Here is a 24824-nt window from a genome sequence, read left to right as displayed (position 1 = left end):
TCTAGAGATTCATACAAGGGGTGTACACGACATGGGGGATTCACATGGATTATACCAATCGAACAATAAGAAACAAGTTGGTTTTGCACTTGGCATTGGGTTAACCTTAATCATTGCATTAGTCGCAAAATATTTAGCTGGCTTTCCTTTTCTCTCTATTATGGGCCAATTGGTCATTGCCATCTTAATCGGAATTATTTGGCGGGCAACAGTTGGAGTGCCGGGTACGATCACCCATGGCACTGATTTTTCCAGCAAAAAGCTGCTACGTCTAGGGATTATCCTACTCGGTATGCGGTTGAATTTAATGGATATTGTTGCTGCAGGTCCACGGGTATTTCTACTGGCTGTGATTGTGATCGTATTTACGATCTCTGTTGTATACGGACTTGCCCGACTATTCAAGGTTGATAAGCGACTCAGTATCTTAACAGCCTGTGGAACAGCGATCTGCGGTGCGGCAGCGGTGGTGGCGATTGCTCCACAAATCAAAGCCAAAGACGACGAAACTGCGATTGGCGCAGCGATAGTTGCAATTTTAGGTACAATATTCACGTTGCTATACACATTTTTGTATCCTTTACTAGGCTTATCGAATCTAGGCTATGGGGTTTTCTCTGGAGCGACCTTACATGAAATTGCTCACGTCATTGCAGCAGCAGATGCAGGTGGGAGTGCAGCAGTAGATATGGCGGTTATCGTCAAATTGACTCGGGTGGCCTTACTCGTTCCTGTCGCTATCTTAATTGGGGTTTGGACCAATCGTGCAGAAAGAAAAGTGCAAGGTGGACAGTCTAAAGCCTCATGGAAAAGCATTCCTATTCCTTGGTTTATTCTAGGCTTCTTACTCGTCAGTGGTGTGAATTCATTAGGGATCGTATCAGCATCAGTGGCAAATGGAATTGTAACGATAGCTTATATGCTAATCGCTATGGCGATGGCTGGACTTGGTTTAAACGTTGACTTGGCGGCATTTAGACGACTGGGGATGAAGTCTTTTGCAGCAGGGCTTATAGGTTCGGTCTTGTTGTCCTTAGTTGGATTTACATTAGTTCACTGGTTTGGTCTGGCGTGATCTTTTGCATACATTAGAATCGTAAGAAATGAACTACTTCATATCTAAAAATGGTCCTTCTGTGTATCATTTCATGTGGCTGGGTATGCATGATATGGATGGAGGGACATCAGTTGAAATATTGCATAGGGGAATTTGCTTCCATTCTCGGTGTGACTGCGGATACGCTGAGGTTATACGAGAAACATGATATTGTTAGACCCACTAAAGATAACAGCAATAATTACAGATATTTTAATGATTTAGATGCAAGAGATTTGCTAATGAGTAGATGGTACAGAAGTATAGGGATTCCATTGCCTGAAGTGGCAAACCTGATGAAGGAGTCTTCCTTAGAACAAGTTATGGGTAGGATGCAAGAAACAGCGTTGAATTTAGAAGAAGAGATCAAGCAGAAGACGATGCTGCTTAATAAGATGAATGAAATTCATAAAGAACTCAGGGGATTAGAGTCCTCTTTATATACGTGTAAACTTAAACAACTGCCAGGTATGTACAGACTAAAGCAAACGGATAAGAATGCATTAATAAAAAATGATATGGTTAAAAGTTTGGTCAACACTTGGATGGATTTGCTTCCTTATGCATTTTATTCTTTTAGAATTGAAGATACAGATAACTTTGTCAGCGAAAACAATAATTTTGATTACAGCTGGGGCCTTACCTTACTAGAAAAAGAAGCACAAAAATTCGAAATGGATAGCGAAGAATATGCAGAGTATATTAGCCCAAGTCATTGTATCTCAGCTACCATATTATGTCCGGATGAAAAATATATTACGAAGAACTCTCTGCAGTTCATGATCGACTATATCGAGGCTAATCATTATGCCATAGCGGGAGATGTGGTCGGGAAATTATTGCTTACTGAGAAAATCGAAGGCCAGAATAGATCTTATTTGGAAGTGAATATCCCAATCCGATAGCTTCTCTTATTAAACATCTGCTCTTTGAGCGGGTGTTTTTTTCTAGTTGGACAAAAAGTAGACATTGACCTTGGTGTTGCACCAATGTTTATACTTCGGTATATAGCCTGTCAGATTGCGTTGTTGATTAATCATTAAGTTTGTGAAAATTATCACGTTATCGGTTTCAGGTTATAAGATTTTAGACACTGGGGGAGAACAGAATGCGTAACAGAAATTTCGTCAAGAAAATGCTCATGTTATCTTTTTGTATGGTGCTGATCGTTTCCATGCTGAGCGGATGTACGGGAAATGGGGAGTCGGCTAATTCGTCGTCATCGTCCTTTAAAGCGGGTACGTTCACTGGGGAAGCGGAAGGTAAAGAGGGAATTATTAAGGTAGAAGTAACTATGGATGAGCCCGATAAAATTAAAGATATTAAGATTGTAAGCCAATCGGAAACAGGGGGCCTAGGCGATAGCGCACTTGAAAAAATGAAAGAACAAATTCTAGAAGGACAAACCTTGGTGGTTGATGCTGTTAGTGGTGCCAGTCTTTCCAGTGAAGCCATGCTTGCCGCTGTAGAGGATGCCGTAACCAAAGGTGGAGGTAATCTAGAAGTCCTCAAAGCTGGAGGTGTCAAAAAAGCCGGTGAAGGGAAAACAGAAAAACTGGAAACCGACGTTGTTGTAGTGGGCGCTGGAGCATCCGGTGTATCTGCGGCGGTTACAGCAGCTGATAAAGGTGCGAAGGTTATTATTATAGAAAAAACTGGTGTCATCGGGGGAGCAAGTAATCTGTCTTGGGCAGGTAAGTTCTACAACTCCTCTGCCGCTACTAGTAATAATCTAAAAGTAAATGTGGAAAAAGAAATTGCGGATTGGATTGTCAACAATCACTGGAGAGTGGATGCAGCAGCGATTAGACAATATGTTACTAAATCCGGTGAAACTTACGATTGGTTAGCCGAAAAAGGATATAAAACTAGCTTCCTGAACTTCTTCGGTGAACAATTACATGTGCTGCCGGCTTATGAAACCCGTGAAGAAACCCTTCGGAAAATGTTGTCCGAATCGGTTGAACAACATGGCGGACAAGTGATCACAGAAACGACTGCCAAGAAGCTGATTACGAATGAAACTGGAGAAGTTACGGGCGTAGTCGCTGAGAAAGCAGACGGTACAACGCTAGAAATCTCAGCGAAGAGTGTCATAATGGCAACGGGTGGTTATGCTGCAAATAAAGAGATGGTTAAAGAGGCTTTTGGTTTCGAAGGGGTTAACGGTGGATTAGGACAAAACGTAGGGGAAGGTCTCGAAATGGCATGGGAAGCTGGAGCCAAGGTACCGGACAACTTCGGTGGACAAATGCTTCACCAAACATTAGCTAGAGCAACCCAAGGTCTAAAAGCACAATATGAGCCTTTTGAAGCAAGTTATCCACTAATGATGACTTATCTTCCGAATTTCATGAATGTAGGTACTTCTGGCGCAAGATTCAGAGATGAAGCAGCGACTCTAACTTCGGTTGCAGCAGCGAATACAAGTGCATTTAATGGACCCTATCATATGGTTATTGTCTCGAAATCCCAATTGGATGCACTTCAGACCAAAGGAATGAACGGTGTTCATGCACCAAGTCTTCCAGGAATGCCACCGGAATTCTATGCTGAATTTGCGGATCAATTTACACTTGAGAACCCTTGGGCAAATGTCGGGAAAGTATTTGATTCGATGGTGGAGAACGGAGATGGCTTCAAAGGAAATACGATTGAAGAATTAGCTACGAATGCAGGAATGGATGTTGACGTGTTTGTAGAAAATTACAATAGTTATAAAGAAGCGACAAAAACTGGTGTTGACTCTGAATTTGGTAAAGCTGCTGAGTATTTAGAACCTATGGGTGAAGAAGGTCCATATTATGCAATCATAGCTGAGATCAATAACTTGGGTTCTGTTGGGGGCTTGCTAGTAAATACAAAGTTCCAAGTTCTGAATGATAAACGGACGCCAGTGAAAGGATTGTTTGCTGTGGGTCTTGAATCTGAAGGCGTGTTGTTTAACGATACTTATGTTGGAAACGGCGTTGGTATTGGGTACTCCTTTACCTCAGGTCGTCTTGGCGGGGAGAGCGCGGCAAACAGTGCTTTGACAGCTAATTAACGACAATTTCCCGGAAAATAATTGAAGATTTTTAAAGACGCAGGGTGGAGAGCCCTGCGTCTTTTTTTGCTGGAGCTTAGAGCCATTCCTCTTTTAACAAAGCTTTGAGATGCTCTACGTTAGCTGCCCCAAGCTTGCTAGCGATTCTTTGCTCTAATTCGATTTTGGTGATCATCATTCTTTGATTGCATTCGATACCCTTCTGGGTAAGGATGATGTTTTTGTCACGTTGATTTCCTTTGACCTCCACGGCTTCTACATAGTTGCGGGATAACAGTCCTTGAATACTTTTATGCGTACCCTGTCTTGAAATGTGAATAATTCTACTGATTTCCGAGATCGTGAGCATTTGATATGTTTCAAGAACTGCTAGGATATGGGATTCAGTCTTATTAATTTGATCCGGGTCTTGGTCAGTCACTATTTTACGTAGGGCTAGATGTTTCTCACTAAGTAAATCAATAAGATTCATTTCTTGCAGATGGTTATCCATGTGAACACTCCTAAATCATCGCTCATTAATCCAAGTATAAGTCATTTGTATTCATTGTCAACTTGGTTGACTTAGTTGGAATGGCTGTGATATTGTAATCCAGGTTGACAATACTGAAAGATAAAAGGAGCTTGAAGATGGGAAGAAACAAAAAAGAAGCATTATTATTTACATTCATCATGTGTGCTTTGATGGTGCTGGGTATGAGCATTTACAATGTAGCGCTGATGGAGGGCTGGTCAGGTACGTTAGTTAAAGATGTGATCATCGGCTACGTACCTGCGTTTGTAGTTGCATTTATTCTGGATGTCTTTGTTGTAGGGAAAGTTGCGAAAGGGATCGCACATAAGCTGGTAAAAGAGAATGATCCGATGATCAAAAAAATCATGTTCATCTCCTTTTTTATGGTGACTGGAATGGTGCTGTTTATGTCCTTCTATGGCGCAGTTCTTCATGTAGGGTTCACCTCAGCACTACCGATGGCTTATCTGTCTGCGATAGGTAAGAATTTCATTGTTGCACTTCCACTGCAAATTCTATTAGTCGGGCCTCTTACACGATTTATATTTGTGAAAATTACTCCTGCTACTGCATAGAGAATGTTTACATCATCATTACGCAAATCTGCAGGTTAGGTAATACTATTACTCTATATTGATAGAAACTATCAATAGGAGTGAAAATCTACTTGAAACCCACAGGTAAAGCTATTGTTTCTCTTATGCTTACAGCTGAGATGTTGTTAGGTTCCGCTTGGATGGCAGGTCCAGCAGTGGCTGCATCCGTTCAATCAGGTACGCCTTATACGGCAGATGGTCAATACAATGTGAAGATTCCTCATATTATTGTTAATCAAGTTTATGGTGGGGGTAACACTGCCGATGCATCAGGTGGATTTTTCTCGAAAGGTTACATTGAATTATATAACCCAACCGATTCCGATGTGAGTTTAGTAGGTTGGTCTGTACAATATTCGGATCCTAAGCTCGCTGGACAATGGAGCAAGTTGGATTTGAACGGAACCATTAAAGCTCATTCTTCTTATCTCATCACCGATGATGCCAACAACAAGGATCACAAAAACGATATCAGTGCCAAAGGCGATCAGTCCTGGCCGGGGATGTATTTTAATAACAAAGGCATGAAGGTTGTTCTGCTAAGCAGTACAGACTTGCTGCAGGTTGTGAATCCATTTCAAACAATGTCAAGTAGTTACGTGGACATGATTGGTGTAGCAGCAAATGATGATAATGCTAAGATAGATGGATACGAGACGGACTATCCTACGGGGAAAGCGGAAGGTACTTCTAAGCAAAAGTCTGTTCGACGCGTTGATTTCGTAGATTCAGACAACAATAAAGCAGATTTCAAACAGATTAGCTTTGATGCCTTAGATGCTTCAGCTCTGGCCTTGGCAAAGCCGCATAACAGCGCAGATGGACAATGGGGAATAAATGTAGGCGATCTTGGCATCGCAACTCAGAATCTTTCAGAAGCAAAGCTCGGATCGCCTTATTCGGTAACATTGTCCGTTTATGGGGGAGTACAGCCTTATTCTTTTGAAGCTACGGGTTTACCGGACGGACTATCACTGGATGCAGCATCTGGGAATATTAGTGGAACTCCGACGAAAGTAGGGGCGGCCACCGTAAGTATCGCAGTGTATGACAGTTCGACACCCCGGAAGAAGACAGAAGCTATAGTACCACTGAATGTGGCGGAAGCCGCAGCGCCTTTGACTCCAGATCTACTTAGTGTAACTAAGATCGGTGGATACGCTGTAGGCGTGACCAATAAAGATGGCGGCGTGGCGGAGATCGTGAAGTTTAACCGTGATAACGGCAAGTTCTACCTCGTTAATGGTTCATCTCACCCTGCAACAGTCGATATTGTGAATCTCAAGGACCCTTCCAATCCGCAAAAAGAATATAGTATTAACGTAGAACAGCTATCCGAAGTGGATGGATTTACATACGGAGACCTGACGAGTGTAGATATCAACACCGCTACTAAACGGATCGCTGTAGCCATTCAAGAAGAAGATGCTATGAAGAACGGTAAGGTTCTTGTACTCGATTATGATGGTAAATTGTTGGCTTCTTATGAAGCTGGAGTACAACCGGACATGGTGAAGTATACCGATGATGGCCGTTACATTTTGACAGCGGACGAAGCTGAACCACGCACGACTGTCGGTGATCCTGAAGGTAGTGTAACGATCATTGATACGCTCAAGGACACTTCGATTCAGGTGAAGTTCGATAACCCTGATGTAATTGACGATCTTGTCCATATTCGTGGAGTAGCTGATCCGGTATCTAAACAGATTACGGGCAAAGGCGAAAAAAAGGATGCGATACGTGATCTGGAGCCGGAGTTTGTGGTGCTTTCTGATGACCAGACCATTGCTTATGTAGCGCTTCAAGAGAATAATGCTATTGCTGCCATCGATATTGCCTCCAAGCAGGTTCTATGGGTTAAAGGATTAGGTTTCAAGGATTTAAGCCTTCCTAACAATGCTCTGGACCTGGTAAAAGATAATAAAGTGAATTTAGAAAATGTTCCATTCTTCGGTACGTATATGCCTGATGGTATAGATCAGTACACGGTCGGAGGTAAAAGTTATCTGTTCACGGCCAACGAAGGTGACGCAACGGAATGGGATAGTAAAGTGAACGTGAGCTCAGTCAAAAAAATGAAGGGCTCATTAGATCCGGAATCAGATGCGGCTAAGTTTCTGAATAAAAATAAAGATAAATATGATAGTGTAGAAGTTATGTCTGACATGGGCAATGATGGAATTTACTTGTACGGTGGCCGTTCATTTTCCGTTTGGGAAGCAGATTCGATGGAACAGGTCTACGATAGTGGCAGCGACTTTGAAAAGATTACCGGAGAACGCCTGCCAGAATATTTCAATGCAAGCAACAGTAACACGACCATGGATAACCGTAGTACCAAAAAAGGACCTGAGCCTGAGTATGTCAAGGTAGGCAAGGTTGGACAAAAAGCGCTGGCCTTTATTGGTCTTGAGCGAATCGGTGGTCTGATGACTTATGATGTGACGAATCCAGAGGAACCGAATTTTGTGAACTATATTAATACACGTCAATTCACACCTGCGAACACCATTGAAACGGACACTGGTCCAGAAGGTATCGAATTTATTTCGGCAACATCAAGCCCGACTGGATTGCCATTAGTACTCGTAGCGAATGAAGTTGGTGGTACGGTGGCCATTTATCAATTGAATGTCTCGAAGGTAACACTGAATCGGACTTCTTTGTCATTGAAGGTTGGCGAAGCTTCAGCAACGCTTGAGGCTAGCGTAGTTCCTGCTGAGGGTGGATCGAATGTGGTAACTTGGAGTTCTTCGAATCCAAGTGTTGCTTCCGTTGATAACAACGGAAAGGTCACTCCCTTGGCAAAGGGGACAGCGGTTATCTCCGCCTATAGCGCAGATGGTTATGGCGTAGCTGAATCTACTGTGACCGTATCTGCAGCAGATCCGGTGATTTCAAATCCGGGACCTGGTACAACGGTAACGACTAAAGATCCAGTTAAACAGGCGACAACACCAGCTGTAACCACAGAAGGTAATAAGATTGTCGTAGAGGTTAAGGCTTCAGCGGATGCAGAAGGTAAGTTAGTTGCCTCCGTTACTTTGGATATGGTTACAGAGGGACTTAAGTCTCTGGCGAATGATGCTAATGGTCAGTTGATATTCCGCTCTAAGGTTAATGCAGCTTCAGGTGAAGTTCTACTTAACTTCCCATCGAGTGCTTTTGCGGCACTTACAGGTAGTACTGCAAAGTCAGTTGTAGTTGAAGCAGGAGCTAGTACGATAACATTGGATCGTAATGCACTCTTGGCTGTGCACACAGCAGCAAAGGGTGAGGACATTAAGCTGTCCATCGGCAGTGTGGACACGGATGGGAAAGGCAAAGCTCAGGCTGTGGTTGGCAGTCGTCCAGTAATAAACCTGGCGATTTCCGCTGGCAGTCAGCGTCTATCTAATCTAGGTACTGGTTTTGCGACAATAACAGTGCCGTATACACTAGGAGCAAATGAAGATGCTAATGCAGTCGTAGCTTATGATTTGACGAATGCGGGGCAAGCGGTTGTACTAGCAGGCAGTAGCTATAACGCAGCAAAGGGACAACTGAATTTCCAAACTTCACAATTCTCCACGTATGCAGTAGGGTACAACAAAGTGAGCTTCTCTGATATTGGCAGCAGCTTTGCTAAAGATTCTATTACGTATTTGGCAGCTCGTGATGTAATTACCGGCATTGGTGAAGGTAAGTTCGGAGCTAAGAGTCAACTAACCAGAGCAGATGTTACCTTGCTCCTAGCTCGATTGGCTGGTGTTAATCTGGGCGCAGAAGGAGCAGGAAACTTCACAGATGTTAAGGCTGACGATTATTATGCGGCAGCGGTAGCGTGGGCTAATCGCAAGGGAATTGTTACCGGCGTGAGTGATGGACAGTTCAATCCTCGGGTTAATGTAACTCGTGAGCAGCTATCTGTCATGATCGTGCGATTAGCGAAAGCTATGAACTGGACATTGCCTGTAAGTGGCGACAGTTCAGCTTTTGCGGATCAGAAGTCGATAAGCTCTTATGCTCTTGAAGCAGCCGCAGCTGCTCAGCAGGCAGGGATTATTTCAGGCAAGCCTGTTGCAGAAAGTACGGGGCTTAACTTTGCTCCAAAAGATACAGCGACTCGTGAAGAAATAGCTCAAATGTTAGCGAAGCTGTTAAAGCTGAGTCAATCTTAAGCGATCATCATATTTTTTGATGACAATAGAAACGCTCTCCAATGCCTTGATGGGCAAAGGAGAGCGTTTTGTTTTATGCTCTCTTTTTTACAGGTTCGAGCAGATTTAATACATACTCATTTCCGCTGCCTTTGGGACTATCGTTACGGATATGCTCCTCAAGACATAATCTTGAATCGTGGTCAGCTTGATAATCAAGGTTATTATCCAAAAAACTCATCAGTGCTTGCCATGAGCCGTAGATATCATCACTGCTTTCCGTCATCGCATAGAGACCGCCGTCGAACCGCATCTCTTTAAGGTGGCTTGGTATTTCTACATTTTCAGGAATGGAGGCACAGAATCCATAGCCATAAGGGTTATTCTCACCACTAGGATGCGGATTTGTATTCCCGCCAAATAAACGTGCCGTCCCCAAGAGGTGTTTAACTTCCAACCATTCCAAGACAGGTAGCATAGCTTCATCCTCTGGGGATGTACTGACTGCAATGTTATAAGCAAATCTCATAGTTGGAAGTGTAATGAATCTTACATGGATAGGTGGAGAGTGTTTAATTGTTGTCATAGATAGAACCTCCTCATTCTCATTCAAATCATCCAATGTATTGCATGATTCTTCATTCAGCTCTAATAACAAATGGTTAGTTATGGACTCCTCCGTACGTGCGGATATTAATTGTAATAAGAAGCGGATTTCGCGATCTTTTTGTGTTAGCTTGGATTTCTCATTATGAATTGAAGCGGATTGCTGAAGAAGTGTTTCATACAAGGACTGTACGGACATGTTCTTTAGAACGGTTCCGATATCTTTAATACTAATATCAAGCTTTCTTAATAATGCAGTGATTTGAATGGCAAGGATTGCGTGCTCATCATAAATTCGCCAGCCCGAGCTAGCCTCACGGTGACTTTCAAATAATCCTTGTGCTTCCCAGTGACGCAACGTCCGACTCGTCAGTCCGATTTGCGTAGAAAGCTTATCAATGGTCACAAATTCACTCATAGACAACTCCCGTTCTATTGATTGATAAGGCGCCCTATGAGAAGTATTTTAGCACTTAACGTTACGTCAATTGCAATAGGATAGTTGTGAACGTGTACTCGACAAAATTTACATTTCTCATACAAAACTGTGTCCGGTATTTAATGTACAGCTTCTACAATTTAGATATTAGTAAAAAGTACCTATTGCCATATGAGGCTTTATACGGAGGATGATATTGTTGAAGGCTAGGTCTATGCATCTATCAATGAAGTGGAAGTTGATCTTGAGTTTTTCTGCCGTGGTACTATTCTTTCTAGGGGTAGCGCTATACCAAAACTATAAAATCAATCAAGTAGAAATCTCTATGGAAACACAAAAAATGGAGATGGAAAAAAGAATTACAGTATCCACCATTACTCAACTGCTTCAAGAAATGAACAGTGTGGAGACCTCTCTAGCGGGTTCTAGCGATTTAGAGTTTACCCAACCTTTTAAAGACAAGCAGACAAAGCTAATGGAAGAATTGGGTAAAGTGAAGTTTGAAGCAGATTCGCCAGCGTCTAAGGAGTTAGAACAGTTACATAATCAAGTTGGAGGATATACAGGCTATTTTGACGGATTAGTGAATACCCTAAAGGACGAGCAGCTTGATCCCATGGCCGTTCTGGAACGAATAGATGAACTACATACGAAGGCGCTAGCTATGAATAAAGCTATGCTGGAGACCAATGAGAAACTATATACAGCAGCAGCAGAGAATGCAGAGAAGGCTCAAGACTATTCTTTTGATTTGTTAAATCTGACTAGTTCTATGGGGGCTTATGCAGCAATACTAGTATTCATTTTCACACTTATTATTGCTGTTATGCTTATTCGTTCCTTCCTGAACCCTATAAATAAGCTGCAAGTGGCTCTACGTAAAATTGCTGAGGGAGATTTGCGTCAGCAGATTAATTCGCCATATAACGATGAGCTAGGAAGTCTGAGTCATCATTTCGACCATATGGTGTTGCGGGTTCGAGAGATGCTTCAGCAGACCCAATCGGTAGCTTCTTCGCTCGCTACTTATTCGCACTCTTTTCAACAATCTTCATCGATTACCGCTCATACGAACCAAGAAATCGTAAGTACAATACAGGAAATCTCTGTAGGCGCTGAGCAGCAAGCCGGACAATCGGAGCAGAGCGCAAGCTTGATTCAGGAATTGGAAAGGGAAGTTCATGAAATTACGGAATATACTGAGGTTATGCTCTCGACAAGTCAAACGGCTAATCACAATACTCGAAAAGGTTCCGAGTCCGTCATCGCTTTGCGCGAGGTATCAGAGCACTCACGTGAGTCTGTGAATAAAGTATATCTTGCTTTAACCAAATTGAGCGACCAATCGAAGGATATCTCCAGAATTACCAAATCGATTACAAACATTTCAAACCAGACCAACATTCTCTCACTAAATGCAGCGATTGAAGCAGCGCGGGCGGGAGTTTATGGGAAGGGCTTTGCTGTCATAGCAGATGAAGTGAGACAATTATCTGATCAGACCAAAGAGTCCTCCGTACATATCAGTCAGATTATTAACGAGCTGCAAGCAGGGATGGATGAATTTCAGAAATATATGCTGGAGACTAAAGGAAACCTTGAAGAGCAGGATCAAAAAGTGGCAGAAACGTTGTCGTCTTTTGAAGCGATAGATCAGTCGATCGTTGAGATTAGTAAGCAGATTGGGCAAATCCATGACAAGGTAGATATGACACAGACTATGAATCGTAGACTCGCAGAGTCTGTTCACAACGTAGCTGCCATTGCTGAGGAAACTGCGGCAGGGGTTCAGGAAGTGAATGCCTCTAGTGTGCAGCAGGACAACGCGATCCACGACATTGCCCGCCAAGCCGTTGAGATTAATGAGATTTCGCAAAAATTATTCAAGGAAATCAACGTCTTCAAGATTAATTCGGACATAGCAGACGAGATTATCGCTGGGGATGACAGTGACTCACCTGGCGCTGAAACACCTGAAGAACGCTCTTATTTGACAATCTCCGCATAGGGGAAGATTTGATTGACTGCCCGCACATCGGAAGCGACTTGATTCACTAATTCTGTAACGTAAAAAGGTAGCTTAGAGGAGAGATTCTTCTAACTAGCTTTTTTGCACTTTAAGTGTATTTAATGCAGCTATTGAAGGATGTGTTTTCCTTAAAGAGTGTTTAGTTGTACTTAGTGCAGTTATTTCTCCGGAAAATGACTGTTGTGGTGTTTAGCTAGTTTTTAATTGCACTGATTACAACTAAAGTCGAACATAAGCTTGGCCGATCCGATTTAGTTGTATAGAGTGCAGTTATCTGAAATGTTCGCAGAGGTTTTGTAAAATGAAAAAGCTACCACCTTCGTAGAAGATATCTACTTAGGGGTAGCTTTTGTCACATAGATGAATGAGTGAAGAGGGCTTGTGTGTGGGAGAAGTTATTACTCGTAGGTTTTGTTCAGAGAGCTAACTAGCTCTGGGAGCCAATTCTTTAGATTGAGAAACTTGTATCCCGCCGACCGGGCTTTTGTCGTATCCATAAACCAGGATTGTTCAATTCCGAAGGGTGACATATGCTCGTCTGCGGTTTGCTTCTGGATGATGGCGTGTTTCTCTGTTTCTTCTTCAATCATTGTGAGAATATCCTTAATTCTAACCGTACCGTCTGAGCAAGCGTTGAACGGTCCTGTCATAGTAGAGCTACAGCCTAGCCAATATAGGAAATCAGCAGCTTCATCCGAACGGATAAAGGAGATATGTGCTTCGGGATTCGGTATACCAATCGGCAACTCATTACGGACATGCTCAATATGAAAATGAAGTCTTCGCGTATAATCATCTATGCCCAGCACAATTGGAAAGCGAACCGCAGCGACTGGAAAGGTAGCCTGCTGCATGAAGACGGCTTCCGCCAGTCTTTTTCCCTCTTGATAGGTGAAATCATTTCGCCCTCCGTGGCGGATAGGGTAAGTTTCAGGATCGAAAATGTCCTCGGTCAGCGCTTCTTCGCTGAAATCATAGACGGATAAACTTGAGGTGAGGATATACCGTTTCGTTTTACCATCAAAAATCCGGCGTGCCTGATCCGCTTCGTCCGGTGAATAACAAATATTATCGAACACGACATCCCATAGTGTATCTCCTACCGCCTGAGCGAGCTCGTTTGCTTGGAAACGGTCCGCATGGATCCGGTGAACGAGATCTCCAAAGGAATCGCTAGTTTCCCCGCGTGTAAGTATCGTTACATCGTTTACGGAATCTTGTAGCAATCGTTCAACTAACCTTTTTCCAAAAAAGCGCGTGCCGCCTAAGATAAGAATTTTCCTCATAAAATATCACTCCTAACTAACATTAATGTTTATTTATAAGTCTAATTAAAGGTTTCCGTAGAAAGCAGGGGAATTGTACCTTAAAGAGTGATGAGTGGTGATGAATGAAGCATAAAGATATGTGAGGAGATTTCATTAGTGTGATTGTACTTTGTGCAATAGAATTTAAACTATATAGGACATAATTTGATTCTATTGCACTTTATACAATCAAAAGATGAGAAATCGACTTATAAGTCACTTTTATTAAGAATCTATTGCAGATAGTGCAGTAGATTCGTTTTTTAGCGTTGATTTCATGGATTCTGTTGCACATTTTGCAACGTCACTAGCTCAAAGCTAAAACATCACCCAACTATACAACTCATCAAACTGACCTAACTCACAAAACATACAAAACATACCTATCTCATCAAACTCACACTTTTCAAAACTAATATTTGTTCGGTTATAACGTAACGTAATGTGCTTCATTTAGCTAAGCTTACTCCAGTATTACGAAATAGCGTCACGAAAGACTAAGCCACCATCCGCATTCCTGGCTCGGAATAGTTCCAGCCCATAGAGCTGAATCCGCCAGATTGGAAAGGTTGAATTCTTTGGAAGCTCTGGAAGCTTTGGCTGGACACGGCCATTACAGTGTCTTGACTTTCATCCGCAAGGACAAGCTCAATCAACTCGGGGATTTGTCCTTGTTCATAGGCGGATGCAAGACGATTCAAGGCAATCTGTAGTTCCGTATCCTGTAGTATGGAGGGGCCGTTAGATTGAAGAAGCTCTTGTCTGACTGCAGGGAGGGCTTGGCGGGCTCGATGCAGAGCAGCTTTGATGGCTCCTTCTGTGGTGTCGAGGATTTCGGCAGCTTCGCTTCCGGAGTGCTCGAAAACATCGCGGAGCAGGAACACCGCTTGCTGCAGTGGAGACAGATGCTTCTGTAAGGCTTGAAAAGCAGCCTCAATCTCAAATAAACCATACCCTGCTGCTTCCTCTGTCCGTGGTTGATCCATTTCCAGCACTCGTGACAACGTGGCTTTTCGCCGCATAATATCTGTCCAGGTATTTCTGGCAATCCGCAGGAGTAGCGCCTCAGGATTCGGATGATTCGTTAGCAAGCTGAAATTCGTACGACTTGTATGTTCTGAATTATTGTTCATTTGACTTGTATCGTTCATATCGCTCTTCAGCTTCGAATGTTTGGAAGTCTTCATATAGCCCAGTGCTTTGACCCACGTATCCTGAGCCAAATCTTCGGCTTCCCACGGGGATTGTGTCAGTGCAAGGCAATACCGCTTCAGGGCCATTTGCAAAGACGTGGTATGATTCTCATCCGGTTCATGGCCGGCGCTAAGCTTCTCAAGGCTGATCACTCTGCATAACCCCTTTTCCGGTAAAGTGCTTTCGGTTACTTCTAATAATAAACGAATGAGCTCCAAATTAAGATACGCAATAATAAAAATAATATTTTGCCCGCTTAACGTATCCTATCCATAGACTAATCCGTTTACAGGGTAGATTTCAAATAAAATAAACGGATGGAGGTCGCATACGCATGGCGTACATTCCTTATGTCATTGAACAAACGAATCAAGGGGAAAGATCCTACGATATTTATTCGCGGCTCTTAAAGGACCGAATTGTGTTTGTAGGGGCGGAGATTGAGGATCAATTAGCGAATAGTGTTGTTGCCCAGTTGCTGTTCTTATCAGCTGAGGATCCAGATAAAGATATACACATGTATATCAATAGTCCAGGGGGCTCCGTAACAGCGGGATTAAGTATTTATGACACAATGCAGCTCATTAAACCGCAAGTAAATACGATCTGCACAGGTATGGCGGCTTCCTTTGGTTCACTTCTATTGTTAGCTGGGGCTAAAGGTAAACGTTATGCGCTGCCTAATAGTGAGATTATGATTCACCAGCCACATGGTGGTGCGCAGGGGCAGGCCAGTGATATTGCGATTAGAGCCAAACGTATTTTGAAGCTACGGGAAGTGCTTGTCCAGATTACAGCGGACCGAACCGGACAGACGGTGGAGAAGGTACAACAAGACATGGATCGGGATTATTTCATGTCAGCCGAGGAAGCAGTGGAGTACGGGATTATCGACAAAGTTATCACAAATCTGTAAGTCGAAGGAGTGAAGTGAATGATGCTGGAAGCTTTGCAGGGCAAAGAGGTAACCATTTATTTTGTAGATGGCTCTAACGCTAGAAAAGGCATTTTGGAAACGGTAACTGAGAAGTTTATTAAATATCGGACAGAATTTGAGGAGCTTTATATTCCCATGACTTCCGTCTGTTCCATCACACTAGATACTAAAGGACGGGAACGCGCCCGTGTAGGATTTACACAATAACCATTATCAGATTTAAAAATAGGGTTAGGGAAGCTTTCCCTAACCCGTACTTTCACGAATCGCCAAATAATGAGCTACATTTGCATGATGCTGAATACCAGTCTCCCCTTTAATCAGCTTGATTAAAGTTCGGGTAGCAGTCATTCCAATCTCCGTTCCAGAGTATTCCACCGAGGACAGCTTGGGACGAACGACAGAAGCGATAAAGCTATTATCGAATCCGAACACCGCAACATCCTCTGGCACCCGAATACCGTTATCGATCAGAAAATTCATCGCCCCTACAGCTATCCAATCTGTGGAGCAAAAAACCGCAGTAGGCAGCTCCCCGCTATCCTTAATCCGGCGCATAGCGTCACTTCCATCTTCTACGGCCATTCCACTTTCTACTACCCATTCTTCTCTTAAGGTAATGCCTGCATCCATAAGCGCTTGTTGATAGCCGCGATATCGATCGCCACCCACTGCATTATCTCCAGATACCCGGATCATGCCGATACTTCTATGTCCTTTTTGAATCAGATAAGTAACGGCTTCATAGGAAGCGGTAACATTATCCAGATGGACAGAAGGGATCGTATCAATCTGAGATTGTTCTCCAACTAACACGCAAGGTGACCCGGATTTCTGGATAATCTCCAAATGCTCCTTACTCGGAACCGAGCCTACATATATATAACCCTCAGTCCCCATATGGTGGAATAAGTTCAAATAATGAAGTTCACTATTAACACTTCCGTCTGTTAACCCGACCAAAACATCATAACCATATAGCTCGGCGAGATCACGTATGCCAATATTGAAATCATCAAGCACGGTATTACTGTTCTGCGGAATAATGACACCAATCAGAGGTGTATCCGGTCTACCTACATCTGAACCGATGACATTAGGACGGTAATTCATTTGTTTCATGGCTTCTAATACACGCTTACGAACTTCCTCGTTTACCGGTTTGCTGTTATTGACAACCCTTGAAACGGTAGCTATTGAAACGTCAGCCATTTTGGCTATATCTTTAATTTTTACCTTCAAGAATATCACCATAACTTTCCAATCTTGTATTCGTTCTAGAATATATCGCAAGCATATCACGGATAGCTTCAAGAATCCAAAAGATTGTTATTGACCAGGAAAATAAAAGATCCTATAATGATCGCATAGGAAAATAATTTCCTTAAATAAACCCTAAATAGATAGTTTTTTAGTCGATAGTCTTAAGTTTTTTTATGAAAAATCACTAATTCGTGAATTAAATAGGAAAATATTTTCCTAAGAGGGTATATGAATACGAAGGAGCTGCATACATTGAACAGAACATGGTGGAAAGAAGCCACAGCGTATCAAATTTACCCACGGAGCTTTATGGACAGCAATGGCGATGGTGTTGGAGATCTGCAGGGAGTCATCTCAAAACTTGATTATTTACAGGACCTTGGTATTAATGTCATTTGGATCTGTCCTATTTATAAATCCCCGAACGATGATAATGGATATGATATTTCAGATTACCAGGATATTATGGCGGAGTTCGGCAGTATGGCTGATTTCGATCAGCTATTAAGCGAGGTTCATGCACGGGGCATGAAGCTGATTCTGGATCTTGTCATAAACCATACTTCAGATGAACACCCTTGGTTTGTTGAAGCACGTTCAAGCAAGGATAATGCTAAACGTGATTATTATATTTGGAGAGATCCTAAGGACGGAAAGGAACCGAATAACTGGGAGAGTATTTTCAGCGGTTCGATCTGGGAGCTTGACCCTGCTACAGAGCAATATTTCATGCATGTCTTCTCCAAAAGACAGCCTGACCTCAACTGGGAGAATCCTGAAGTACGTCAGGAATTATACGGTATGGTCAATTGGTGGCTAGATAAAGGGATCGACGGCTTCCGAGTGGATGCTATTTCACATATTAAGAAAATTCCAGGTCTTCCTGATCTGCCAAATCCAGATAATCTTCCGTTCATTTCGTCCGGCGCGGGTCATATGAATCGGGAAGGAATTCACGATTTTCTTCAGGAGCTGAAACAGGAAACATTTGATCGTTATGACATTATGACCGTTGGTGAAGCGAGTGGTGTTAGTGTCGATCAAGCGGAAATGTGGGTAGGCGAGGAGCAGGGCAAATTCAATATGATTTTTCAATTCGAGCATTTAGCTCTTTGGAATAAGAGTGTTACGGGTGGCTTGGATGTTCTGCAGCTGAAATCAGCACTTTCCCGCTGGCAAAAAGGTCTTGAGGGTAGAGGCTGGAATGCATTATTTATCGAGAATCATGACCAACCACGTTCAGTTTCCACTTGGGGAAATGATGGCGAGTATTGGAAGACATCGGCCAAATCGCTGGCTACAATGTATTTCCTAATGCAAGGAACACCGTTTATTTATCAAGGTCAAGAAATTGGGATGACTAATGTACGATTTGATTCCATGGATGATTATGATGATGTAGCGATGAAGAACCTGTATCGTTTAGAGACAGAAGCCGGAAAATCACATGAAGAAGTAATGGAGGTTATCTGGAAGAACGGTCGCGACAATTCTAGAACGCCAATGCAATGGGATGACTCTGAGAACGCTGGTTTCAGTAGCGGCAAGCCTTGGATGAAGGTCAATCCTAATTTCACGGAGATCAATGTGGAGCGTGCGAAGCAGGACCCTGATTCCATCTACCATCATTATAAAAAGCTAATCGCACTTCGGGCCGCTAATCCTATTACCGTTTATGGAACCTATGATTTGATCCTGCCTGAAGATGAACGAATCTACGCTTATACTCGTACACTTGGCAATGAGAAATTACTGGTCATGTCAAACTTGACTTCAGAGGAAGCGCTGTTCGACCTTCCGTTTGAGTTGGAATTTGACTCCAGTGAGTTGCTGTTGAATAACTATGAAGTTGACCCTGCCGAGAAGATCGAGACAGTGGCATTACGCCCTTACGAATCTCGTGTGTATATGCTGGTTAACACGCCTGTAGAGCAAGAGGCAATTCTTAAGAGTGTGCCTGCAACAACGGTTTAATTATTTTAATAAACGCAAGAATGCCCCTCGGCCAATGGCTAAGGGGCATTCTTTTTATTGAATATCAATTATTTGCTCTGTTCGCCATCATCGGTAGAAGATAAATCCGGCCGTTGCAGAATATAACTATTAGACATATTCAGGAGCCGCTGAACGGCATCAAATTGCGCTTGTGTCGAACCGCCCTCAGTTTCAGAGCCGTCGATTAGGTTATAGTTATTTCCATCATCGTAATCGACACCAGTCAAGTACAAGCTTGTGTCATTAATAAAAGAACCAGTAGGAAGAAAATGTCTAACAGGTAGCAGATTGGTCTGTTGATTCATCAGATCTTCTCCGAAGTGGAGCTGGTCCTTCATAGAAATCCCTAACAGATTAGCTACGGTTGGTAAGATGTCAATCTGACCGCCAGTTTGGGTATACACAGTAGGTTGGTCTATGCCCGGGGCATGAACTATGAAAGGAACGTTGAACATATCGGTATATCCATACTCGTGTCCGACCATTTCCTCCATTAATGATTTCTCATTGCCGTCAAGGGAATACAGTGATACACCTTGATGATCTCCATAAAAGACAATAACGCTATCTTCCCATAACCCGCTGGACTTTAATTGATCTAGGAATTGTCCCATAGCGTAATCTGCGTAATTTTGGGCTAAAATATAGTCGCCGACTAAGGTCCCTTCGTACCGTTTAGGCAACGTCATTTTAAATTTAGATTCTGGCATTTTATAAGGGTGATGAGCGCTCATTGAAATGACCATCGCGTAAAAAGGATCGTCTTCCGCATCCATTTTGACTAATTCAGGAACGGTCTTGGCATACAGCACCTCATCGGAAGATCCAAATGCGATATGATCATCATCTCCATAGAAGGACTGATCGTAGTATTTATCAAAGCCTAGCACCTTGTATAAGGTTTTGCGGTTCCAGAATTCTACGCTATTGGTGTGAAAGGTGGCCGTGTTATATCCATTAGCTTTCATCAGCTTAGGCAGACTTGGAAGTTCCTTAGTCATATAGTTGGACGAAGTGGCTACTTCGTGATGAGGAACATATAGAGAGGTGTTCACAACAAACTCAGCATCCGATGTTGTTCCTTGCCCCGCATTTGTATAGAAGTTATTGAAATAATGTTCGCTTGAAATAAGTTTATTTAGATTGGGAGTTACTTCCTGTCCGTCAATGCTTAAGCCAAGCAGGAAATTCTGAAAAGATTCCATTTGCACTACAATGAGATTTTTACCTTGAGCCGCTGCCCAATACTTTGGAGAGACTGGCTCCGTAATCCCCTTTGTAGCGTCCACAGACTGCTGCGTAATTTCTTTGCTGTCGATCATTTCTTTCTTTTCTGTGGTGTCGGCAAAAATGGTATATACCTCGTAATTGAGAATCCCCATACGCTCTGCCTTTTTGTTCTCGTTCATACTGGCATGATTCGGCCAAATATTAAAGACACAGATCGCAAGTGAAACACTGATGATCCCAAGCAAGGCAGTTCGGTTCATACGCCGGTTCATGCCTCTATCTTTCCAGATCGCAATATATTTGGGACGGAACATGAAGAACATGAAGACTACAATATCCACAAAAATGAACAAATAGTATGGATCCAGCAAGGAGTATGTGCTTTCTCCGACCTTGGTTACCTTATCTGCCTGTTGCAAAGCATGGTAAGTAGCAATTACGCCGTAATATTTGTAATACATCAGGACGGCAAAATAAATCACTGAAATTAATAAGTTCGCAATCATGTAATACAGAAACTTCCGTTTGGAAGCCATCCATTCAATGAGTCCAAAGACGATAAAGAAGAACGGGATCTCTGTGAGCAGCATGCTCCAATTAGGGCCGTCACTAAATACTACGAACCAGGCCACTGCGCATTTTAAGAGCAGGATAAAGCTAAAAATTAGAAAGGGCTTGTTTTTTATTTGAAAATCTTTTTTCACTCGTAATCATCCTCTCTGGTGCAAAACAAACTAAAATCCTGCATAACTCTGTATGTTGTGGGAATCCGTTGCAATATGCCGATGCTTATTATGCTCTTGAAGTTTTAGTGTGTCAAAAGACGGACGAGAGACCTAGAGCGCAGCAACAAGCGATTTATGCCATATAAACAGTTAAAATCAGCTTCAATCCTAAACTACAGGTTAAATGAGTATAAATTGATTTAAAAAATTACAGCTTCTCGCAACTTTACATAATATTCCACAGTCTATATAAGAAGATTGAATACATTGGGGGTCCTTATTGTTGCAGATCAACAGTTTGACCCTACCGATTCTAAAAGGAGTGATCTTAAGTGGGAAGACAAATTTCAAGCATTAAAATTCAGATAAGACGAATAGGTATTGTAGTTGTTGGGGCAGCTATTATCCTAGCTACAGCCTCACCATTAATAGTAAAAGCGGACAGTGTTGTGAATTTCCCGGATGAAAAGAAGTTATTGTCTGGCATCACAGGGCTGGATGCGGGGGATAGGAGCGCTTATGCCATCACTGCGGATGGAACAGCCTGGGCTTGGGGGGGTGGATACGGTTCTATTGGTAATGGGGCAACCACGCCAGCGTATACTCCAGTCAAAATGCGCATCGATCATGTTAAGCAAGTTTCAGGTGGCTACCGTCATAATTTGATGTTGAAAGACGATGGAACAGTGTGGGCAGTAGGGGGGAACGAACATGGACAACTTGGCACTGGAGCGCAGTCCTCGACAGTCCTTGTAGAGCCGGTTCAAGTGAAGGGGCTAACGGATGTGATTTCTGTTTCAGCAGGAGACACACATAGCTTAGCGCTTCGAAAAGACGGAACGGTATGGGCGTGGGGAGGCAATGAGCAAGGAGAACTCGGTGATAATTCGGGGAAAAACGGGCTAACACCGGTGCAGGTGAAAGGACTACCCTCCATTTTAGCTATAGCTGCAGGATCGAATAATTCAGTGGCACTTGGGAACGGCGGAGAGGTGTGGGTATGGGGCTCATCTAAAACTAGAGGCATTAAAAAGGATGCGGTTCTAAAGCCTACCCTACTTAAAGGCGGCGGGGAGTACAGAGCTGTTGATACTGATGGGTGGAGTGGAGTAGCTTTGAGATGGGATGGTACCGTTTGGTTATGGAATAATTACACAGATATGAATCCGGGTGGAACTTTACAGCCGATTCAGATTCCAGGACTCACTGATGTCGTATCGATGACAACGGACTCTGCAGTAAAAGCCGATGGGACCGTATGGCAGTGGACAGTTGGCGATAAGAATAAGATGAATGTTAAACAGATTAGTGGTATTCAAAATGCAGTTTCGATTACCAGCGGGAACAGAAATCATTATGTGCTCTTAAAAGACGGTCATGTTCTTGCATGGGGGACGAATGAATTTGGACAGACTGGGTTGGGGGTTAGAGATTTTATGATTGACACGCCTCAGCCCGTGAAGAAATCGATAGAGGTCCTGTTGAACAATAGTAAAATGGATCTGACCATGCCTCCTTTACTGCTCAACAATTCTACTTACGTTCCTTTAAGAGGAATATTTCAGCAAATGGGAGTGGATGTACGTTGGGACGTTCCATCGAGATCAGTTATTGCCGTGAAGGAATCTACCTCTACTACGCTGATCTTAAATTCGGTTAATGGACAAACGACAGTGAATGGAAAAGTGATAGCCACAGATCAAAAGCCAGTCTTTATTAATGATAGTGTATATGTACCTTTAAGACTGGTGAGTGAAATGTTAGGCGCTAAGGTAGAATGGGATGCCGAAGCTTATGCTGTTCAAATTCATTCCAATTAAATAGGAGTATTTTGACATTAAGTATTATTTGTATTAGTATAACTAATACAAATAATACTTTTTTTGAATGGATGGATAATATGATTATTACGCTTGATTTTAACAGTGATACGCCAATCTATGTACAGCTTCGTAATGAGATCGTGATTGGAATAGGCTCAGGTGAACTGGCGGATGGGGAGAAATTACCGACGGTGCGCCAAATGGCTGAAGATTTAGGGATAAATGCAATGACCGTGAACAAAGCGTACGCGATTTTGAAGAATGAAGGCTTCATATCGATAGATCGCAGGCATGGTGCTACAGTTGCTCCGATAGGGAATGGACAGCCAGAGTTTAAGGAGAAGCTGGAAAATGAACTACGGTTAGTCATCTCGGAGGCAAGTGTAAAAGGGATTGGGCGGGAGGAGTTTATGCAAATGTGTGCCGGAATCTTTTCATCCGTATCGTTTAAGTCTACATCTATCACGGACTAGGGGGACACTCAGATGGCTATCGTCTTCTTTTGTATAGCTATATTTATTTTAGTTATTTTGTTTTTTACGTATATGAGTACTTTGAAGCTGAAGGATAATCTGTGGTTTGGGGTTAGTCTGCCGGTGTTTGCTCTTGAGGATGAACGTCTGCGCGAACTGCAAATTTCAACTGAGAAGAGGTATAAAAAATATGGACTCCTATCAGTTCTGGCTTTGATTCCTATCTTGTTCTTAAGCTCCTATCTCTCTTTCACACTGATCTTTTTTTATGTTTGGACGTGTGGAATGATGCTTCTGCTTCGAATTCCATTCCTCAAGGCACATCGTGCAGCGGTAGAACTGAAACGGGAAAATGAGTGGTTCGTGGGAGAGAAGCGAATGGTTCGAATGGATACCAAGCTATCTCTGCTAAAAAAGAAAATGAGTCTTTCTTTATACTGGTACATAATCCCTGCACTGATTGCTGCGTTATCTTTTATGATTCCAGTTCCGGAGGATAGTATTGAAATTCTTCGAATGGCTGGTGGCATAGCGTTAGGGTTGACCGTATTTTTCTGTATTATTGCTATCTCCTTTAATCGAATGAAGCCTAAAGTTTACACGCATAACAGCGAGACTAATATCCTGCTTAACCAGGCTAATCGCAGATACTGGTCCTTGCTATGGTTTGGCATGGCGATCATCAATAGCTGTATCGCCGTAATTTCGGTGTATTCCTTATCCTTAAATGGAGCGGCTTCATCTATAGTATGGAGTTTGGGGGTCTTCTTTTTCTCCGTTATTCCGGTGACAGGTATTTTTTATGTACATAATAAATTGAAACAACTTGAAGCTGCGCTGCTAAAAGGTGATCATGAGATACTTTACACGGATGATGATGAATATTGGATTAATGGGACAACGTATAATAACCCCAATGATCGCTCTGTTATGGTTCCGAAGCGTCTTGGGATTGGTACTACGATTAATATTGGGACAAAAACGGGTAAGAGTATATATTACGGCCTCTTTGTATTCGTTGCATTGCTGTTGATCGGGACGGGTTGGATGGGCGTTCAGACTGATTTCTCAACACCTACCTTAACTACAGATACAAATGGAAGGGTCTCGATTGAATATCCGATGTACAATTACAGCTTTGCCATGAAGGATGTGCAAGAACTGACGCTTGTGGACAGCTTACCAAGAGGCCGAAGAACAAATGGTGTTGCGACGGATACAGTAGCCATTGGAAACTTTAAGTTTGACGGGTTTGGAAAAAGTAAGGTCTATCTTGTGAAAAATTCTCCGCCGTACATTGTGATCAAATTGTCAGATATATATGTGCTTTACAACAATAAGGATGCCACTGAAACTAAACGTCTCTACGCGGAGTTGAAAGGGTGGTGAGGTTTCTCATTGAACTTAAA

The 24824-nt window shown here is 42.7% G+C and carries 18 protein-coding genes; 12 read left to right on the top strand and 6 right to left on the bottom strand.

The annotated features are described in order from the left end of the window. Nucleotides 1-31 precede the first annotated feature (31 nt). From ACFWMP_RS04945 to ACFWMP_RS04935, 3 genes are all read left to right on the top strand, one after another. Nucleotides 32-1075 carry a YeiH family protein gene (locus ACFWMP_RS04945; protein WP_379422278.1) on the top strand — a complete coding sequence of 348 codons (1044 nt, stop codon included), beginning with the start codon at nt 32-34 and terminating at the stop codon, nt 1073-1075. Between the two features lie 113 nt (nt 1076-1188). Next, nucleotides 1189-2001: a MerR family transcriptional regulator gene (locus ACFWMP_RS04940; RefSeq protein WP_379422276.1), complete on the top strand. Its 813-nt coding sequence runs from the start codon at nt 1189-1191 to the stop codon at nt 1999-2001. 203 nt (nt 2002-2204) lie between these two features. Further along, the gene (locus ACFWMP_RS04935) at nt 2205-4142 is read left to right on the top strand and encodes an FAD-dependent oxidoreductase (RefSeq protein ID WP_339246727.1); all 1938 of its coding nucleotides are present in this window, start codon (nt 2205-2207) and stop codon (nt 4140-4142) included. A gap of 76 nt (nt 4143-4218) precedes the next feature. Here the strand turns inward: ACFWMP_RS04935 and ACFWMP_RS04930 are convergent, their stop codons facing one another. Continuing rightward, complete coding sequence (locus ACFWMP_RS04930; RefSeq protein ID WP_379422274.1) at nt 4219-4635, bottom strand: MarR family winged helix-turn-helix transcriptional regulator; 417 nt, start codon at nt 4633-4635, stop codon at nt 4219-4221. A 137-nt stretch (nt 4636-4772) separates the two neighbouring features. Here ACFWMP_RS04930 and ACFWMP_RS04925 point away from each other — a divergent pair, with 137 nt between their 5' ends. Then, a complete protein-coding gene (locus tag ACFWMP_RS04925; protein ID WP_042186683.1) occupies nt 4773-5231 on the top strand; it encodes a DUF2798 domain-containing protein in 459 nt (152 codons plus the stop codon). 92 nt (nt 5232-5323) lie between these two features. After that, nucleotides 5324-9415, top strand: coding sequence for a choice-of-anchor I family protein (locus tag ACFWMP_RS04920; protein WP_379422272.1), 4092 nt, complete (start codon nt 5324-5326; stop codon nt 9413-9415). 73 nt (nt 9416-9488) lie between these two features. Here the strand turns inward: ACFWMP_RS04920 and ACFWMP_RS04915 are convergent, their stop codons facing one another. Further along, a complete protein-coding gene (locus ACFWMP_RS04915) occupies nt 9489-10418 on the bottom strand; it encodes a MerR family transcriptional regulator (protein WP_379422270.1) in 930 nt (309 codons plus the stop codon). Nucleotides 10419-10764: 346 nt separating this feature from the next. Between ACFWMP_RS04915 and ACFWMP_RS04910 the strand changes: the two genes are divergently transcribed. Beyond that, a complete protein-coding gene (locus ACFWMP_RS04910) occupies nt 10765-12447 on the top strand; it encodes a methyl-accepting chemotaxis protein (protein WP_379422268.1) in 1683 nt (560 codons plus the stop codon). Between the two features lie 419 nt (nt 12448-12866). Here ACFWMP_RS04910 and ACFWMP_RS04905 read toward each other — a convergent pair whose 3' ends face one another. Both ACFWMP_RS04905 and ACFWMP_RS04900 read right to left on the bottom strand, forming a co-directional pair. Continuing rightward, nucleotides 12867-13754 carry an NAD-dependent epimerase/dehydratase family protein gene (locus ACFWMP_RS04905; protein ID WP_379422266.1) on the bottom strand — a complete coding sequence of 296 codons (888 nt, stop codon included), beginning with the start codon at nt 13752-13754 and terminating at the stop codon, nt 12867-12869. Nucleotides 13755-14272: 518 nt separating this feature from the next. Then, nucleotides 14273-15121: an RNA polymerase sigma factor gene (locus ACFWMP_RS04900; RefSeq protein WP_379422264.1), complete on the bottom strand. Its 849-nt coding sequence runs from the start codon at nt 15119-15121 to the stop codon at nt 14273-14275. 182 nt (nt 15122-15303) lie between these two features. Between ACFWMP_RS04900 and clpP the strand changes: the two genes are divergently transcribed. Both clpP and ACFWMP_RS04890 read left to right on the top strand, forming a co-directional pair. Next, the gene (clpP, locus tag ACFWMP_RS04895) at nt 15304-15885 is read left to right on the top strand and encodes an ATP-dependent Clp endopeptidase proteolytic subunit ClpP (protein ID WP_042186692.1); all 582 of its coding nucleotides are present in this window, start codon (nt 15304-15306) and stop codon (nt 15883-15885) included. An 18-nt stretch (nt 15886-15903) separates the two neighbouring features. Continuing rightward, on the top strand, nt 15904-16113 hold the full coding sequence (locus ACFWMP_RS04890; RefSeq protein ID WP_231573413.1) for a hypothetical protein: 210 nt from the start codon (nt 15904-15906) through the stop codon (nt 16111-16113). 39 nt (nt 16114-16152) lie between these two features. On the opposite strand, the gene ACFWMP_RS04885 is transcribed toward ACFWMP_RS04890, so the two are convergent. Further along, on the bottom strand, nt 16153-17148 hold the full coding sequence (locus ACFWMP_RS04885) for a LacI family DNA-binding transcriptional regulator (RefSeq protein WP_379422261.1): 996 nt from the start codon (nt 17146-17148) through the stop codon (nt 16153-16155). Between the two features lie 273 nt (nt 17149-17421). On the opposite strand from ACFWMP_RS04885, the gene ACFWMP_RS04880 reads away from it, so the two are divergent. Next, nucleotides 17422-19143 (top strand): glycoside hydrolase family 13 protein, encoded by a 1722-nt coding sequence (locus ACFWMP_RS04880; RefSeq protein WP_379422259.1) that lies wholly within the window; start codon nt 17422-17424, stop codon nt 19141-19143. 68 nt (nt 19144-19211) lie between these two features. Here ACFWMP_RS04880 and ACFWMP_RS04875 read toward each other — a convergent pair whose 3' ends face one another. Continuing rightward, a complete protein-coding gene (locus tag ACFWMP_RS04875; RefSeq protein WP_339246752.1) occupies nt 19212-21098 on the bottom strand; it encodes an LTA synthase family protein in 1887 nt (628 codons plus the stop codon). Nucleotides 21099-21451: 353 nt separating this feature from the next. Between ACFWMP_RS04875 and ACFWMP_RS04870 the strand changes: the two genes are divergently transcribed. The 3 genes from ACFWMP_RS04870 to ACFWMP_RS04860 all read left to right on the top strand — a co-directional run bounded on the left by ACFWMP_RS04870 (nt 21452) and on the right by ACFWMP_RS04860 (nt 24804). After that, the gene (locus tag ACFWMP_RS04870) at nt 21452-22939 is read left to right on the top strand and encodes a stalk domain-containing protein (protein WP_379422256.1); all 1488 of its coding nucleotides are present in this window, start codon (nt 21452-21454) and stop codon (nt 22937-22939) included. 71 nt (nt 22940-23010) lie between these two features. Further along, nucleotides 23011-23415: a GntR family transcriptional regulator gene (locus ACFWMP_RS04865; RefSeq protein ID WP_379422255.1), complete on the top strand. Its 405-nt coding sequence runs from the start codon at nt 23011-23013 to the stop codon at nt 23413-23415. A 12-nt stretch (nt 23416-23427) separates the two neighbouring features. Continuing rightward, nucleotides 23428-24804 carry a DUF5808 domain-containing protein gene (locus tag ACFWMP_RS04860; protein ID WP_379422253.1) on the top strand — a complete coding sequence of 459 codons (1377 nt, stop codon included), beginning with the start codon at nt 23428-23430 and terminating at the stop codon, nt 24802-24804. Nucleotides 24805-24824: the final 20 nt, after the last annotated feature.

This window comes from Paenibacillus sp. NPDC058367 (assembly GCF_042723305.1).
Classification (GTDB): domain Bacteria; phylum Bacillota; class Bacilli; order Paenibacillales; family Paenibacillaceae; genus Paenibacillus_AQ.
Note: the sequence above shows the minus strand (reverse complement) of the source record. Positions and strands in the feature narration are given on the sequence as shown.

Excerpts from the sequence above, each read along its gene's own strand:
- ACFWMP_RS04890 (WP_231573413.1), top strand. The coding sequence starts at position 15,904 with ATGATGCTGGAAGCTTTGCAGGGCAAAGAGGTAACCATTTATTTTGTA.
- ACFWMP_RS04910 (WP_379422268.1), top strand. The coding sequence starts at position 10,765 with ATGGAAACACAAAAAATGGAGATGGAAAAAAGAATTACAGTATCCACC.
- ACFWMP_RS04925 (WP_042186683.1), top strand. The coding sequence starts at position 4,773 with ATGGGAAGAAACAAAAAAGAAGCATTATTATTTACATTCATCATGTGT.
- ACFWMP_RS04905 (WP_379422266.1), bottom strand. The coding sequence starts at position 13,754 with ATGAGGAAAATTCTTATCTTAGGCGGCACGCGCTTTTTTGGAAAAAGG.
- ACFWMP_RS04915 (WP_379422270.1), bottom strand. The coding sequence starts at position 10,418 with ATGAGTGAATTTGTGACCATTGATAAGCTTTCTACGCAAATCGGACTG.
- clpP (WP_042186692.1), top strand. The coding sequence starts at position 15,304 with ATGGCGTACATTCCTTATGTCATTGAACAAACGAATCAAGGGGAAAGA.
- ACFWMP_RS04930 (WP_379422274.1), bottom strand. The coding sequence starts at position 4,635 with ATGGATAACCATCTGCAAGAAATGAATCTTATTGATTTACTTAGTGAG.
- ACFWMP_RS04945 (WP_379422278.1), top strand. The coding sequence starts at position 32 with ATGGGGGATTCACATGGATTATACCAATCGAACAATAAGAAACAAGTT.
- ACFWMP_RS04865 (WP_379422255.1), top strand. The coding sequence starts at position 23,011 with ATGGATAATATGATTATTACGCTTGATTTTAACAGTGATACGCCAATC.
- ACFWMP_RS04935 (WP_339246727.1), top strand. The coding sequence starts at position 2,205 with ATGCGTAACAGAAATTTCGTCAAGAAAATGCTCATGTTATCTTTTTGT.
- ACFWMP_RS04860 (WP_379422253.1), top strand. The coding sequence starts at position 23,428 with ATGGCTATCGTCTTCTTTTGTATAGCTATATTTATTTTAGTTATTTTG.